Genomic DNA, 14220 nt, shown 5'->3' on the forward strand with positions numbered 1-14220 from the left:
TTGGGCGGCTCCTTGCGCTGGGGGATCCGACCCCCTTGCCCCTTTTGTGCCCGTCATGGTGCGGGGGGTCTTTGGCTCGGACTGGATGGGGCGTGGGGTTCTCGGCGGTTGTCGGAGCAGTCTGTCCAATTCCGGAGCGGGCTTCGGGCGGTTCTAGTCGGTGTTGGGCTGGGGGCGGGCTCGGTTGCGCCATAGGTAGAGGCCGAGGGCGCCGAGGATCCACGCGACGCCGACGAAAGCCGCCCCGCGGACGTCGGGGTTGAGCCAGGCGCCGATGACGACGCCGAGCTCGGCGAGGCCGAACAGGGCGGGGACCCAGGGGAAGCCGGGCATGCGGACGGGGCGGTCGGCGTGGGGGGTGGTCCGGGCGAGGACGAGGGAGGCGAAGCCGGTGAGTACGAAGAACACGCCGTCGACGAGGACGACGCCGTTGAGGAGGAAGTTGACGCCCTCTTCGCCGGCGACGAGGAGCAGGGCGACGGCGGTCCCGGCGAGCAGGGCGATGGCGGGGACGGGGGTGCCGCGGGTGGCGTGGACGCGGCCGAGGATGGGGAGGAGCTGGCCGTCGCGGGCGAGGGCGTAGAGCAGGCGGGGGCCCGTGAGCAGCTGGGCGTTGAGGACTCCGAGGGCCGAGATGGCGACGGCCAGGGCGATGGCGCGGCGTCCCGGCTCGCCGAAGATCACGGCGACGGCGTCGGCGGCCAGGGTCTCGGAGGAGGCGACGCCGGCGTGGTCGAGGAGGCTGAGGTAGGCCCAGTTCGCGGCGAGGTAGACGACGACGACCACGAGCACGCCGCCGAGGATCGAGCGCGGCATGGTCCGCTCGGGCTCGCGGACCTCCCCGCCCATCCACAGGACCTGCTGCCAGCCGCCGAAGGTGAACAGGGTCGGGACCAGGGCGGCCGCGACGGCGGCGACGGGGTGCAGGCTCGGGCCGGGGGCTTGGCTCGCGGCGGCGTCGGGGAGGGCCTCGGCCGGGGAGAGGCCAGGGGCGAAGATGAGCGCGACGAGGGCGATGGCGACGAGGGTGCCGAGCTTGGCGATGACCGTGAGGTTTTGGATGCGGGCGCCCGAGCGCAGGCCCCAGGCGTTGGCGAGGGCGACGACGAGGGTCAAGGCGATGGCGCTGATCAGGGCGAGGGCCGGGCTCAGGTCCACGCCCGCGACGACGGCGAGGTTGTCGACGCAGACCAGGGCGATGATGCCGATGGCTCCGCCCTGGGTCGCCGTCGCGTTGCACACGACGTAGACGAAGCCCGTCGCGGGGCCGTAGGCGTCGCGCAGCAGCTCGTACTGTCCGCCCGCCCGGGGCACGAGGGCTCCGAGCTCGGCGAAGGTCATGGCGCCGAGCATGGCGATGAGCCCTCCGATCACCCAGGTCGTCAGCGCGAGGCCGCCGCTGCCCGCGGTCCCGGCGACGGTGCTCGGCGTAAAGAAGATGCCGACGCCGATGATCGCTCCGATGACGACGGCGGTCGCGTCGAACACCGAGAGCTCCCGCCGCAGCGCGGGCTCGTCGCTTCCATGTTCGCTCTCGCCCCCGCTCACGGCTGCCTCCAGCATATCGAGCGCCGGGACACCGAGGCCCAGCTTTCCCACTCCCAGCAGATGCAGGTGATCGGAGCGCTCGTTGGCGGTGTCGCCCACGACTACAAAAACCCCACCCGGCCGGGAGCTGTTCGCCGAGGTCCGCAATCTGCTCCAGATCGGGGGCTGACGCGCCGTGGACGTGGGGCAAAAACTGGCTTGGCTTGACCCGCCGAGGGCTTCGGGTGGAAGATTCGCCCATGCCCTTGCGTAATTCCATGTCTGGCCTGCTGCTGCTGGGCCTCGCCGCGGGCCTGGCCACCGCGGGCTGCGTGTCCGGGCCCCTCGACCCCGCCGGGGGCACCGGCTCCGGCGTCGAGACGCAGGTCGACCTCGACGTCGACGCGCTCCTCGACGTCAACCCGACCTCGGCGAGCTACGACCAGCCCGTACACCCGGCCGACTTCCAGGGGCAACTCTCGGTCTGGTACTTCGGCCACGCGACATGAGGCAACTGCCGCGCCCAGTTTGGGCGCCTGAACGACATGCAGGGCGAGTTCGCGGTGCAGTATCCGGACCTCGAGATCGCGATCCTCGGCGTCAACGAGGCCGGGCGCGAGAGCGGGAACGAGGCCATGTGCGAGGGCCGGGACATCCCCTGGCTGCAGGACACGGACGCGGCGAACTGGTGGGGGCGCTGGGCGCCGACCTACCGCGACGTCGTCCTCGTCGACGGCGAGGGTGAGCTGGTCACGACCTACAACCTGACCACGAACTCGCTCCTCGAAGAGGACAACTACGTCGAGCTCAAGGCGCTGATCGTGGAGACCGCCGAGGGGATCTAGATCGCGTACACTCGGGGAGTGCGCCCCGCCTCGAGAGCCCTCGTGTTGGCCAGCGTGGCCGCCTTGGTCGGCTGCGCGACGGTCCACGAGACCCACTACTTCCGCTCCGCGGGCGAGCAGGGGGCGGTCAACTACTACCGCGTCCAGGTGACCGCGAAGGGCCGCGCGACCAAGGTCCGCTACCTCGCGGGCTACTTCGACACCCAGGCCGTCGAGCAGTACTTCTCGGAGTTCGCCCAGCCAAAAGAGGGGCTCGACGGGCTCACGGCCGCGGACGAGGCTGGCGAGGGCGAGCCAGAGGCGTCGGACACAGCCGGCGAGGCGCACACCGAGGCCGAGACCGTCGAGCCCATCGACCCCAAGCTCCGCGACCGCGAGCTGGTGCTCATGCTCTCGACCAACGTCGAGGACGTGGCCGCGCAGATCGGCGCCCTCGCGGAGAGCATGCAGGTCCAAAACGCGCTCAGCGAGCTCGTCAACCGCGAGCGGCTCGAGGCCGAGCGGGAGGCGGCGGCGGCCCTCGAGGCCGACCGGGTCGCGGCGGCCAGCTTGGTGCGCACGGCGGAGCAGACCCGGGTCAGCCTCGGCGACAAGGAGCGCAGCGCCGAGGAGATCCTGCGCCTGGCCAACGCCCTCGCGGCCTACCTGGGCTCGACGCAGCGCTTCGAGGACCTGGGCGAGGCCCGGGCCTGGCTCGCGGCCAACCGCGCGCGGCTGCACGCCGAACTGGGGGCGCCATGAGCCGGTCGCGATCGAGGACGGGGCTGGCGGGGCTCGCCCTCGGGGCTGCGCTGGGGCTGGGGGCCTGCGCCTCCCTCGAGACCGACATCCGCCTGTTCGACGACAGCTGCCTGAGCGACGAGGCGATCGTCGCCGCGCGCGCCGAGCAGATCCGCGGTCTGCTGGCCCAGGGGGCCTTCGCGCGCGCGCAGCAGTCCCTGATGGACGAGGCCGACGCGGCCTGGAAGGCCTCCGGACTCTCCGAGGACGCGCGCGGGCCCTACGACGCCGAGCTCGAGCGGCTGGGCGCGCGGCTGCGCCAGGCCGAGGAGGCCAACCGCAAGGGCCTCGACGGCTACGACGCGGGGCAGCCCCGCCTCGCGCAGCAGTACTTCCTCCAGGCCAACGGCCTCATCGAGCAGGCGCGCGCGCGCTACGACGAGACCATCGGGGCCATCTTCGACGGCGGCGAGGTCGACCTGGCCGGGGTCGACGAGGCCTTCGCCCGGGCGCAGCGCGAGCTCGTGGGCGGGGAGATGTTCGACGATCCGCGCCTGGCCATGGTGCTCTATGCGACCGCCGAGGAGCGCCGCTCGGGCAGCGCCCGCGCCCTCGACAAGGCCGCCGAGGGCTGCTGGAGCGCGCGCATCGATCACACGCGGACGGTCGCCAACGCCGGCAGCGCCGACATCGCCGTGACCATGCGCGACGACGGGACCTTCACCGTCAAGGGCATGCGCCTCGACGCCTCGCAGATCACCCAGGCCTTCGCCAAGCTCTCGACCCAGGCCGTGTGCCTCGCGGCGAGCTTCAGCGGGGTCCCGGGTTGCCCCATGGCGAGGGGCGCGAGTTCGACCAGCCCGAGCTCGGGCGAGGCGGGCTTCGACGCGGCGGCGGCTCAGGCTGAGATGGACGCCCGAAAGCGCGCCGCCCTGCTCATGCTCGAGGAGATCGTCGAGCAGGACGCGACGGTCCGCAAGCAGCCCAAGACCGCCGCGGCCGCCGTGACCCAGACCATCGACGCGAACCTGCCCGCCCTCGAGGCGACCTTGGCGGGAGAGAGGCCGAGCCCGAAATGAAGCAAGGTGACCGTATTGCGCTGCTCGAGAATCAGAGCTTTGGCGGCAAAAACTTCGCGAAAGGTAGCCAGGGGGTGGTCGTAAACGCTGCCGCGAATTTTCCCTTCGTCAAAGTTCGCTTTGATGGGGACGCGCGCGAGCGCCAGGTGCCGACGAAGGTGTTGCGTAGGCTGTAGCGAGTAGGACGCTGGGGCTTTGAGACCCCATCTGTCTCATCGAAGGGCCTCACCAAACGGCCGGGAGTTCACGCTAGCCCCCGAGTGCCATTTGATCGCACGGGGAAAGCGCGCGGATACTGCATTGGTAGGGCCCGATGGAAGACAGCGACACCTCTGCCGACACTCGGACCATCGCGGGTGAAGACTCGCAGCCGAGGGGCGAGGGGGCGAAGCCTTATTCCTTCTCGGCCGGGGACTCGGCGCGGATCGATCGCTTCACCTTGCTGTCGGCGATCGGTCGGGGCGGCATGGGGGAGCTCTACGCGGCCTACGACGCCAAGCTCGATCGCAAGGTCGCGCTCAAGCTCGTGCGCTCCGAGCGGGTCAACTCGCTGTCGGACTCGAGGCTGGTGCGCGAGGCCCAGGCGCTGGCCCAGATCTCGCACCCCAACGTGGTCCCGGTGTTCGAGGTCGGCTCGGCGGGGGAGCGCGTGTTCGTGGCCATGGAGTACGTCCGCGGGCGGACCCTTGGGAAGTGGCTGGCGGAGCTCGAGGCGGGCTCGGAGGCCGAGCGCGTCGCGGCCGTGGTCGGCCGCTTCCTCGGGGCGGCGCGCGGGCTGGCGGCGGTCCACGAGGCCGGCCTGGCCCACCGCGACTTCAAGCCCGCCAACGTGATCGTGGGCGACGACGGCCGGGTCCGCCTCGTCGACTTTGGGCTCGCCCGCAGCACGGGCACGGGCACGGGCGCGGGGACCTGGACCCTGGACGGAGAGGATCAGGGCGAGCTCCTCGACGGCATCGAGATCGACGAGCTGCTCACGCCGAACATCGAGGAGGGCAAGCTGACCAGCACGGGGGCGCTGCTGGGGACGCCGCGCTACATGGCGCCGGAGCAGTGGCAGGCGCAGCGCGGGGACAGCCGCAGCGATCAGTTCAGCTTTTGCGTCGCGCTCTACCACGCGCTCTACGGCGAGTGGCCCTACTCGGCCAAGACCTCCGACGCCCTGAGCGCGCAGATGCTCGAGGGCGGGCCGACCCCGCCGCCGCCGCTCGCGGGCGTGCCCGAGTCCCTGCGCGCGGCGCTGCTGACGGGGCTGGAGGGGGAGGCCGAAGAGCGCAACCGGGACATGGGCACCTTGATCGAGGCGATGGAGGAGACCTTGCGGCCTCCGCAGCGCCGCCAGGGGCCGATGCTGGCCGTGTTGGCCGTGCTCTTGGTGATCTTGAGCGTCGCCCTCGTCCGCCTCGTCGTGACCCCGGAGGCGGACGAGGGCCCCGGGCTCGACGCGTGGCTCGCCGAGCTCGTGCGCGAGCGGGAGGCCGAGGCCCAGCGGGTCGCGGTCGTCGAGCAGGTCGCGGAGCTCGAGGCCCAGGGGGAGTTCGAGCGCGCCGACGAGGCCTTCGAGGCCTTCGCGGGGCTGCCCGCCAACGCCAATACGAACGCCCTCGTGCGCGCGTGGATGGATCGCGCGGCCCAGCTCGGGGCCCGCGACCTGGGCGAGCGGCAGCTGGCGGCGCTGGGCGAGGCCCTGCTCGAGAGCTCGAGCGAGGCCGAGCGCCGCGACGTGTTGTTCGCCCTCGCGCGGATCCAGGCCGCGAACCACGACTATGCGCGCCTCGGCGCGACCTTGCTGGTGCTCGAGCACGAGGAGGGCAACGCCGAGCTGCTGACCATGCGGGCCCACGAGGCCCTCAACCGGCGCGCCCTCGACGAGGCCCTCGAGGCCCTCGCGCGCCCCGAGCTGGCCGGCTTGGCGGCGCGGGTCGAGCCCCTGGTCCGCCAGCTCGATCGGGTCACCCGGACCGGGGCCCGGAGCGCGCTGACTGGCGTGCAGGCCACGGCGATCGTCGATCTGCCCGGCCTCGACCTCGACGGCGACGGCCACGGGGAGCTGCTCTTCGTCGACGAAGACCGGCATCCGAGCCTGCGCGCCTCGGGGCCCGAGCTGCGCTGGCTCAGCGACCTCGAGCTGCCCTTCGAAGACCAGTCTTACGTGTGGATCGACCGCGCGAGGCATGAGGGGGAGGGCGAGGGCGCGGCGGGGCCCAGCTGGGTGGGCGTACACGCGAAGGACGGCCACGCCCTGGTCGAGCTCACCCAGGTCGACGAGCGGGTGGTCGCGCGCGCGCTGACCATGGGCCCGCAGGGGCGGTGGGCTGCGGGCGAGCTGTTCGCGGGTCCAGGCTGGGAGGGCTGGGAGGCGGTGGCGGCCGAGCCGACGCAGCGGCGCATCACGGGCCTGCGCGGGACCGCTGGCGAGGCCGAGCGCTTCGAGCCCACGCCCTCGCTCGCGGCCCTCGACTCGTACGTCGACGCCCTGCTCGTCACGGACCTCGACGGGGACGGAGACGAGGAGCTGGTCGCGGGCGTCGACGGGTGGTGGGCCTACGACGTCCGCGTGTTCAGCCCGGGCGCCGAGCCTGGCCACTTCGAGCTCGAGGCCCGCGACAAGCTCGGCGGCCTGTCCGGGATGGTGAGCTTCGCGGCGCCCGAGGGGAGCGGTCGGTGGTTGGCCGTGACCGTGCCCGAGAGCCCGCCCTCGCCTCGGGTGTTCTCGTCGGACGCGCCCGCGGGTGCCCCCCCAGGTGTCTACCTGATGCGTTGGCCCGGCCCGGGGCAGGCCCTCGAGCGCGTCGATCAGCTGGCCCTCCCGACCGCCTTCGAGCCCCGCGCGGGGGACCTCGACGGCGACGGCGACGACGAGCTCGTCGTCGAATTGATGGACGGCATCGCCATCCTCCAGCCCGGCGAGGCCCTCGGACCGACTTCGATCCGGCTCAGCGGTCTGCGCGGCCAGGCCATCGTGGACCTCGATCACGACGGCGACGACGAGCTCATCGTCCGCGAGCTCGAGACGGGCGAGGTGCTGGTGTTGGGCAGCGGCTCGGCCTCGCTGCCGTCCCTGGACGCGCCCTTGGATCCGCGCATCCCACCAGACCCCGGGCTCGAGGCGGAGCTGCGCCCGCTGTGGGCCCGCGCCGAGACCCTGGCCATGGTCGGGCTCGCCGATCAGAGCGCGGCGATGTTCACGAAGCTCGCCCGCCTCGCCAACGAGGACTCGGCGCGCAGCGCCCGGGTGCGCTCGGCGGCCCTGCTCGAGCGCAGCGGGGCGCGGGAGCGGGCGGCCGCGCTCTACGAGCAGGCCGGGGTGCCGAGCTCCCTCGAGCGCGCCCTCGAGATCTACCGCGACCTGCACCAGTTCGAGGACGCGCGACGGATCGCCGAGCGCCTGGCCGAGGGCGGGGACGCGGCGCACCTCGCCGAGGCTCAGACCCTGCGGCGCTGGGCCGAGCCAGAGACCAGCCTGGACCTCGACCTGCGGGCGGCGCTGGACGAGGGCTGGCACATCGAACAGCCCGGGGTGCTGCGCTCGGAGCCCCGGGGCCTGCGGGTCGATCTGCTCAACGCGCCGGACAGCGTCATCGTGCACCGGCCCTTCGAGTGGGACGGCGACCACCTCGCGCTCGAGTTCGAGCTGACCATCGAGCGGCTCGAGTGGGGCTCGATGCTGCACGTCGATCTGTCGCCGGAGGATGAGCACGGCGCCGTCGCGGGGCCTCCCCTGGCGCGGGTCCGGATCGCGGCGACGGGCGGGGGGGGCCACTACATCCTCGATCGGGCCTACAACCAAAGCCTCGAGCCGGGCTCGGTCCACCACACCCCGCGCATGCGCGCGGCCGAGCCCCCTCCAGGGCAGCGCCGCATTCGGGTGACCCTGGATCTGCTCGGCGAGGCGGCCGAGGGTCGGGTGCGCGTGGACAGCAGCGGGGGCGACGAAGCGCCGACCTCGCTCGCCTACCGGGTCCCGCTCAGCCCCGAGGCGCTGGCTGCCGGGCGCTACCGGCTGGCGCTGACGACGGGCGCGGACTCGTGGATGCGCGGCGTGTTCAGCTCGAGAGCTGCGCCTCGGCGGGGCGCGGGCGCCCGCGGAGCCGCGGCCGCTGACCCGGCGCGAGCGGGTCGGGCTCGCGCTGGCCAACGCGGACAGCGCCGGGGTCTTGGAGCTGATCGCCGACGCGCGGCCGGGCGAGCTCGAGGCCCGGGAGGCGGACTGGCTCGCGGCCCTGGCCCTCGAGCAGGAGGGCCAGTGGACCGAGGCGCAGCCGCACATCCAGCGGGCCCTGGGCGACTGCCGGGACGCCGAGTCCGTGGCGCGCTTTGGCTACGGGCTGCTCTTGGTCCCCGATCGCTTCGGTCCCTCGCTGCGCGCGGCCTGTCCGGAGGTGTTCATCGCGCGGACCTGGGAGGTGGCCTGGGGCGCCCTGTTCCACCACCCCGACCTCGTCGACGTGCACCGCACCCTGACCACCCAGCTCCCCGGGCTCGACGGCTGCGAGCCGCGAAGCTTCGAGGAGGCGCGCGCGTGCGCGGACTTGCTGACGGCGCGCTCGCGGGGCTGGTACATGCAAAACCAGGGCGCCGCCGCGGACACGGATCTGCGCCGGGCCCTCGCGCTCATCGACGCGTGGAAGGACCGGCCGGAGCTCAGCGAGGACGAGCGGCGAGAGCTGAGGCGGATCGGCAGCCTCGCGCACGTGCGCCTGGGGGCGGTGCTGGTGATCCGCAACCTGTTCGACGAGGCCGAGGACGAGCTCGCCGCGGCCCTCGACAGCGACCTGGCCCCGGAGATCATCGCCGACGTGATCGTCGCGCGGAGCCTGTTCGAGCCCCTCTACGACCGGCCGATCTGGAAGCGGGTGCTCGCGGTCCAGGCCGGCCTCGAGTAGGCCCGCGCGTCAGCCAAAGCGCTCGAAGGTCCACAGCGGGGCCTTGCTCTGGCCCACGGTTCAGCTGGCCGAGGCCGCGGTGGGGGCCGACTGCGGCCCGCGCACGAGCTTGCCCGGGTAGGCGCCGGTGTCCTCGCCCTTGGCGCGGATGATCTTGCCCGAGACCACGGTGTACTCGAAGCCGTCGGCGCGCTGGACGAAGCGCCGGCCGTCGGCGGGCAGGTCGTAGATCATCTCTGGCGCGTGCAGGTGCAGGCCGTCGAGGTCGATGACGTTGAGGTCGGCCTTGTAGCCCGGCGCGACCCGGCCGCGGTCGTCGAGGCCGTAGAGCCCGGCGGTGTCCGAGCTCATGGTCTTGACGATGGCCTCGAGCTCGATGCGCCCGCCCCGGCTGCGGTCCCGGCCCCAGTGCTGGAGCATGAAGGTCTGGATGCTCGCGTCGCAGATGGCCCCGCAGTGGGCCCCGCCGTCGCCCAGGCCCAGGCGCGTGCGCGGGTGCTGCAAGAGCGCGCCGAGGGTGTCGAGGTTGGTGTCGGCGTAGCCGAAGATCGGGAAGTAGACGATGCCGCGGCCCTCGTCCTCCATCAGCCAGTCCCACACGACGGCCTGGGGCGTGGTCCCGGTGCGCTCGGCGATGGCCGTGGCCGACTCGCTGGGGTCGGGCTCGTAGTTGGGCGGGTCCCCCAGGCGGTACATCTTGTGGAAGCTGTTGAGGATGAAGTCCTCGAACTCCCCGAGCGAGAAGGGCTTCTCGGCGATGACCTTCTCGCGCAGCCCCGGCTCGCGCAATTTTTCGATGCGCTGCTCGAAGGGCAGGTGGTGCAGGGGCATGTAGCTGGGGTAGGGCAGGAAGGGCACGGCGGTCCCGGCCCAGGTCATCAAGATGCCCGCCGGGCGCCCCGCGACCTGGGCGTAGATCGGCAGGTCCTCCTCGGCCGAGCGATCGAGCTTGGTCAGCATGCTCTGCCACAGGTCCGGCTTTTGGTCGGTCTGCAGCAGGTTGAAGCTGACGGTGCAGCCGACCTCCCGGGCCAGGCGCTCCATCCACGGGTACTCCTCGGCCATGTCGACGTGGTTGCCGGTCATCTGGAACACCACCCCGCCGCCCTCGCGCACGGCCTTGCCGAGGGCGAAGAGCTCCTGCTCGCCGGCGAAGGTGCCGGGCACGTACTCGCCGTCGATGCCCTTGTGGATCGGCGTGCGCGAGGTCGAAAAGCCCAGCGCGCCCGCGGCCACGCCCTCGCGGACGATGGTCGCCATGGCCTCGAGGTCCTCGGGGGTCGCCTCCTCGTGCTTGGCCCCGCGCCGGCCCATGACGTAGGCCCGCAGCGCGCCGTGGGGTACCTGGGCGCAGATGTCGATGGCCCGCTCCTTGCGGTCGATGGCGTCGAGGTACTCGGGGAAGCTCTCCCACTCCCAGATCATCCCCTCGGTCATCGCCGCGCCGGGGATGTCCTCGACGCCCTCCATCAGCCCGATCAGCCACTGGTGCTCGTCGGGGTGCGCCGGGGCGAAGCCGACCCCGCAGTTGCCCATGACCACCGTGGTGACGCCGTGCCAGGCCGAGGGCGTGACCTTCGGATCCCAGGTCACCTGGGCGTCGTAGTGGGTGTGGACGTCGACGAAGCCGGGGGTGACGAGCTTGCCCGTCGCGTCGATCTCCTCCGCGCCCGCGCCCGCGGGCAAGCTGGGCTCGACGGCGACGATGATGCCCTCGCGGATGCCCACGTCGGCCCGTCGCCGGGGGGAGCCGGTGCCGTCGATGAGCGTGCCGTTGCGGATGACCAGGTCGAAGCGCGTGTCCACGCAGGGACGCTAACACGACGTTCTGACGCCCTGCTAGCCCCGGAGGGCCACCGCTCGGTCTCAGATTGGTCGCGCGAACACCCGCGGGAGCTCGAGCGCGGACGGGGCGTCCGCGAGCCGCCCGGGGTCGCAGGTCAGCCCCGCGACGAAGCCCGCGTCGCGGACGGCCGCGACCACGCGCGCGTCGTGGGCACCGTCTGGGTAGGCGAAGGTCGAGGCCCCTTCGCCGAGCCATCGACGGCTACCGCAGACCTCTCGTTCGAGCGCCGCGTCGTCGAGGTCGGTCAGGCGAAGGTGGCGCAGCCCATGCCCGCCCAGGGTGTGGCCCATGGCCACGAGGGCGCGGCGTTGGTTGGCGCCGAGGTAGAGGGTCGCGGCGAGCCGCGGTCGGAGCTCGGCACCGAGGGCCTCGGCCACGGCTGCGAGGGTCTGCGCGGCGCTGTCCGGGTTGGTGACGAAGGGCTTGGGGCCCCCAACCACGAGGGCGCGCTTGGCCGCGACGCTGTCGAGGGCCGCGGACAGCTCGCGACCGTCGGGCAAGGTCAGCTCGAGGCGTCGGCGCTGCGCACGATCGAGGAGGTCGTAGTAGGCGTCGACGGGGTGGAGCTCGCCGTCGGCGGACATCGCCTGGGAGCAGCAAAAGGTCGCGGGCCAGCGACGCTCGGCCAGGGCCGCGCCGACTTCGAGCCACTCGGCGTAGCCGTCGTCGAAGGTCAGGGCGACGCCCGGCGGGGGCTCGAGCCTGCTCGCGGCGGCCTCGACGAAGCGCTGCAAGGGGAGCACGGGTCGGTCGCCGACCCACGCGAGGAGTTCGTCGAAGGTCAGGGCGGTGCCGCGGACGCGCCACGCATCGGGGAGCCCAAAGGCGGTCGCGCGCCTCGGGGTGACGCGGTGGACCATCAAGATGGCGGCCCGCCGACCCTCGAGCAGGTCTGCGCCCGGGCGGATCACCGAGACATCCTCTCGCGGTGCCAGGCGATGGTTGCGGCCAGGCCAGCGTCGAGCGAGGTCTGGGCGGTCCAGCCGAGCAGCGTCCTGGCGCGCTCGAGATCGGCGCTCGAAGACAGGACGTCCCCGCGGCGGGCCGCGGTGATTCGCGGGGGGATGTCGACGCCAACGAGGGCGCCGATGCGCGCGTGGAGCTCCCGGACGGGCTCGCACGCCTCGTGGGCCAGGTTGATGCGCTCGTTCTCGCCGACTCGTGGGGAGCGCAGCGCCGCGAGGATGCCCTCGGCGACGTCTTCGACGTAGGTGAAGGCGCGGCTTTGCTCGCCGCCGCCGTGGAGCTCGGCCGGGCGCCCGCTCAGGGCTGCGGCGATGAACAGGGGGACGACCGCGGCGTAGCTCGAGTCGGAGCGCTGGCGCGGGCCGTAGACGTTGAACAGGCGCAGGGTCACGACCTCCACGCCCCAGCACGCGTGCCAGGCCTGGGCGACGTGCTCGGCGGCGAGCTTGGACGCGGCGTAGGGCGAGCGGGGGTCGGGGCGCTGCTGCTCGCGGCGCGGTAGGCCAGGGACCACGCCGTAGATGGAGCTGCTCGAGCTCTGGACCACGCGGCGGACCCCCGCGCGGCGGCACGCGTCGAGGACGTTGGTGGTGCCCATGACGTTGGTCCGCATGGTCGCCTGGGGGTCGTCGATGGAGCGGGGCACGGAGCCCCGAGCGGCGAGGTGAATGACCGCGTCGACGTCGCGCACCGCGTGCTCGCAGCAGGCCAGCTCCCGGATGTCGCCGACGAGCAGCTCGATGCCGGGGAGGCCCTCGAGGTTCGAGCGCAGCCCGGTCGACAGGTCGTCGAGGACGCGGACCGTGTAGCCCGCGGCGATGGCGGTGGCGCACACCTGGGCGCCGATGAAGCCCGCGCCGCCCGTGACGAGCAGCCGGCTCACACGCGCCTCCGGTCGATCAGCTCGAGGCCTCGGAGGTCGCCGCAGGCGTCGACGATGGGCCCTGGGAAGCGGCTGAGGGCCTCGACCGGCATGGCGTCGTGGACGGTCAGGGCGAGGATCGCCTCGGCCCACGGGAGCGCGTCCTCGAGGGTGGTCGCGGGGTAGGGGGAGAGCCCGCCGGTGAGCGGATCGTGGACGCGGACTTCGAGGCCCCGGGCGGCGAGGGCGAGGGCGATGGGCTGCGCCGGAGACTCGCGCGTATCGCCTACGCCAGGTTTGTAGGCCGCGCCGAGGACCAGCACCCGGCGGGCCTCGGGGGCCGTGTGCACGAAGGCGTCGACGATGTCCGCCGCGCGGGCGCGGTTGGCCGCGAGGGCGGCGCGCAGCACCCCGAACTCGGCGCCCTCAGAGCGCGCGGCGTCGAGGAGCCAGACCGGGTCTACGGGGACGCAGTGCCCTCCGGCCCCGGCCCGCGCGCGGTAGGGGGTGTAGCCAAAGGGCTTGGTCGCGCACGCGTCGATGACCGCGTCGACGTCGACCCCACGGGCTCGGCACAGGCGCGCGAGCTCCCCGACGAGGGCGACGTTGACGAGGCGTTGGGCGTTCTCGTTGAGCTTGGCCAGGGCGGCGACCTCGGCGGTGGTCTCGTGGACCTGGAGGCCGAGGGCTCGGTAGAAGTCCGCGGCCCAGGCCGTCGCCGCTGGCGTGCATCCACCGACCACGCGGGGGATGTCGCGGGCTGGGCGACTCGCCGGCCCGGGGTCGAGGCGCTCGGGCGCGTGCGCGACCTGGTCGAGGGGCAGGCCCGCGGCGGCTGCGAAGCCGCGCGCGGCCAGCTCGGGGTCGACGGTCGACTCGAGGCACACGCGGACTCGGGGGCCCGCGTGGGCGCGGATCGTCGCGGCGGCCTCGAGCACGGGGCCGCGGTCCGGTTGCCCCGCGTCATCGAGGGGGGTCGGTACGCAAACGAGGATGAGGGCGGCTCGGTCGAGGACGCTGGGGTCGAGGCTCGTGGGGCAGTCTTCGGTCGTGAGCGCGGCGGCTCGCTCGGCGTCGACCTCCAGGCCGTGGACCTCGAAGCCCGCAGTGCGGGCGAGCTCGGCCATGGGCGCGCCGACGTAGCCGAGGCCCATGACGACCACGCGCGCGTCGGCCTGGCGGGGCCGTCGGGGCGACTTTGCAGGGGCGAAGGAGCGCATCAGGACTTGGTGGGAGTTGGATCGAAGCACGCCGAGATGTCGTCGGCCTCGATGGTGGATGAGCGTCGCTTGGCTCGGGCGATGACGAGCTCGAGCTCGCGTACGTCTCCGGGCCAATCGTGGGCGTGGAGGCGGATCAGCGCGCCCTGTGTCAGCGTCGCGTGCTGGGCGAAGTGGAGAGCGAGGGTCTCGATGTCCTCGGGTCGCTCAGCGAGGGGCGGCAACACCAGCACTTCCCCAGCGATGCGGTAGTAGAGCTCTTCATGCAA

11 protein-coding genes and 1 pseudogene are annotated in these 14220 nt (G+C 72.9%); 6 read left to right on the plus strand and 6 right to left on the minus strand.

Features of this window, described 5'->3' with window-relative positions; genetic code table 11:
• Positions 1-153 precede the first annotated feature (153 nt).
• A complete protein-coding gene (locus PPSIR1_RS44550) occupies positions 154-1548 on the minus strand; it encodes an APC family permease (protein WP_157596230.1) in 1395 nt (464 codons plus the stop codon).
• A gap of 239 nt (positions 1549-1787) precedes the next feature.
• Here PPSIR1_RS44550 and PPSIR1_RS33230 point away from each other — a divergent pair, with 239 nt between their 5' ends.
• From PPSIR1_RS33230 to PPSIR1_RS33250, 6 genes and pseudogenes are all read left to right on the plus strand, one after another.
• Positions 1788-2036: a hypothetical protein gene (locus tag PPSIR1_RS33230; protein WP_157596231.1), complete on the plus strand. Its 249-nt coding sequence runs from the start codon at positions 1788-1790 to the stop codon at positions 2034-2036.
• A 12-nt stretch (positions 2037-2048) separates the two neighbouring features.
• Positions 2049-2372: pseudogene (locus PPSIR1_RS33235) on the plus strand (TUGYCR motif thioredoxin fold (seleno)protein); the annotation flags it as partial.
• Positions 2373-2390: 18 nt separating this feature from the next.
• Positions 2391-3113, plus strand: a complete 723-nt coding sequence (locus PPSIR1_RS50905; RefSeq protein WP_157596232.1) for a hypothetical protein — start codon at positions 2391-2393, stop codon at positions 3111-3113.
• Positions 3110-4171 carry a hypothetical protein gene (locus PPSIR1_RS33245; protein WP_006975638.1) on the plus strand — a complete coding sequence of 354 codons (1062 nt, stop codon included), beginning with the start codon at positions 3110-3112 and terminating at the stop codon, positions 4169-4171. The genes PPSIR1_RS50905 and PPSIR1_RS33245 overlap by 4 nt, the downstream gene beginning before the upstream one ends.
• A complete protein-coding gene (locus PPSIR1_RS48575) occupies positions 4168-4347 on the plus strand; it encodes a hypothetical protein (protein ID WP_157596233.1) in 180 nt (59 codons plus the stop codon). Before PPSIR1_RS33245 ends, PPSIR1_RS48575 begins: the two co-directional genes overlap by 4 nt.
• 137 nt (positions 4348-4484) lie before the next feature.
• Positions 4485-9209 carry a serine/threonine-protein kinase gene (locus PPSIR1_RS33250; protein WP_045117266.1) on the plus strand — a complete coding sequence of 1575 codons (4725 nt, stop codon included), beginning with the start codon at positions 4485-4487 and terminating at the stop codon, positions 9207-9209.
• Here the strand turns inward: PPSIR1_RS33250 and PPSIR1_RS33255 are convergent.
• Genes PPSIR1_RS33255 through PPSIR1_RS50465 form a run of 5 tightly spaced genes read right to left on the minus strand, consistent with a single transcriptional unit; the run spans position 9118 to position 14220 of the window.
• Positions 9118-10863 carry an N-acyl-D-amino-acid deacylase family protein gene (locus PPSIR1_RS33255; protein WP_006975640.1) on the minus strand — a complete coding sequence of 582 codons (1746 nt, stop codon included), beginning with the start codon at positions 10861-10863 and terminating at the stop codon, positions 9118-9120. The genes PPSIR1_RS33250 and PPSIR1_RS33255 overlap by 92 nt on opposite strands.
• A gap of 60 nt (positions 10864-10923) precedes the next feature.
• Positions 10924-11814 carry a polysaccharide deacetylase family protein gene (locus tag PPSIR1_RS44555; protein ID WP_006975641.1) on the minus strand — a complete coding sequence of 297 codons (891 nt, stop codon included), beginning with the start codon at positions 11812-11814 and terminating at the stop codon, positions 10924-10926.
• On the minus strand, positions 11811-12752 hold the full coding sequence (locus tag PPSIR1_RS33265; RefSeq protein ID WP_006975642.1) for an NAD-dependent epimerase/dehydratase family protein: 942 nt from the start codon (positions 12750-12752) through the stop codon (positions 11811-11813). The genes PPSIR1_RS44555 and PPSIR1_RS33265 overlap by 4 nt, the downstream gene beginning before the upstream one ends.
• The gene (locus tag PPSIR1_RS33270; protein WP_006975643.1) at positions 12749-13951 is read right to left on the minus strand and encodes a nucleotide sugar dehydrogenase; all 1203 of its coding nucleotides are present in this window, start codon (positions 13949-13951) and stop codon (positions 12749-12751) included. Before PPSIR1_RS33270 ends, PPSIR1_RS33265 begins: the two co-directional genes overlap by 4 nt.
• A complete protein-coding gene (locus PPSIR1_RS50465) occupies positions 13951-14220 on the minus strand; it encodes an AAA-type ATPase lid domain-containing protein (RefSeq protein WP_232296583.1) in 270 nt (89 codons plus the stop codon). Before PPSIR1_RS50465 ends, PPSIR1_RS33270 begins: the two co-directional genes overlap by 1 nt.

Source organism: Plesiocystis pacifica SIR-1, assembly GCF_000170895.1.
GTDB lineage: Bacteria > Myxococcota_A > Polyangia > Nannocystales > Nannocystaceae > Plesiocystis > Plesiocystis pacifica.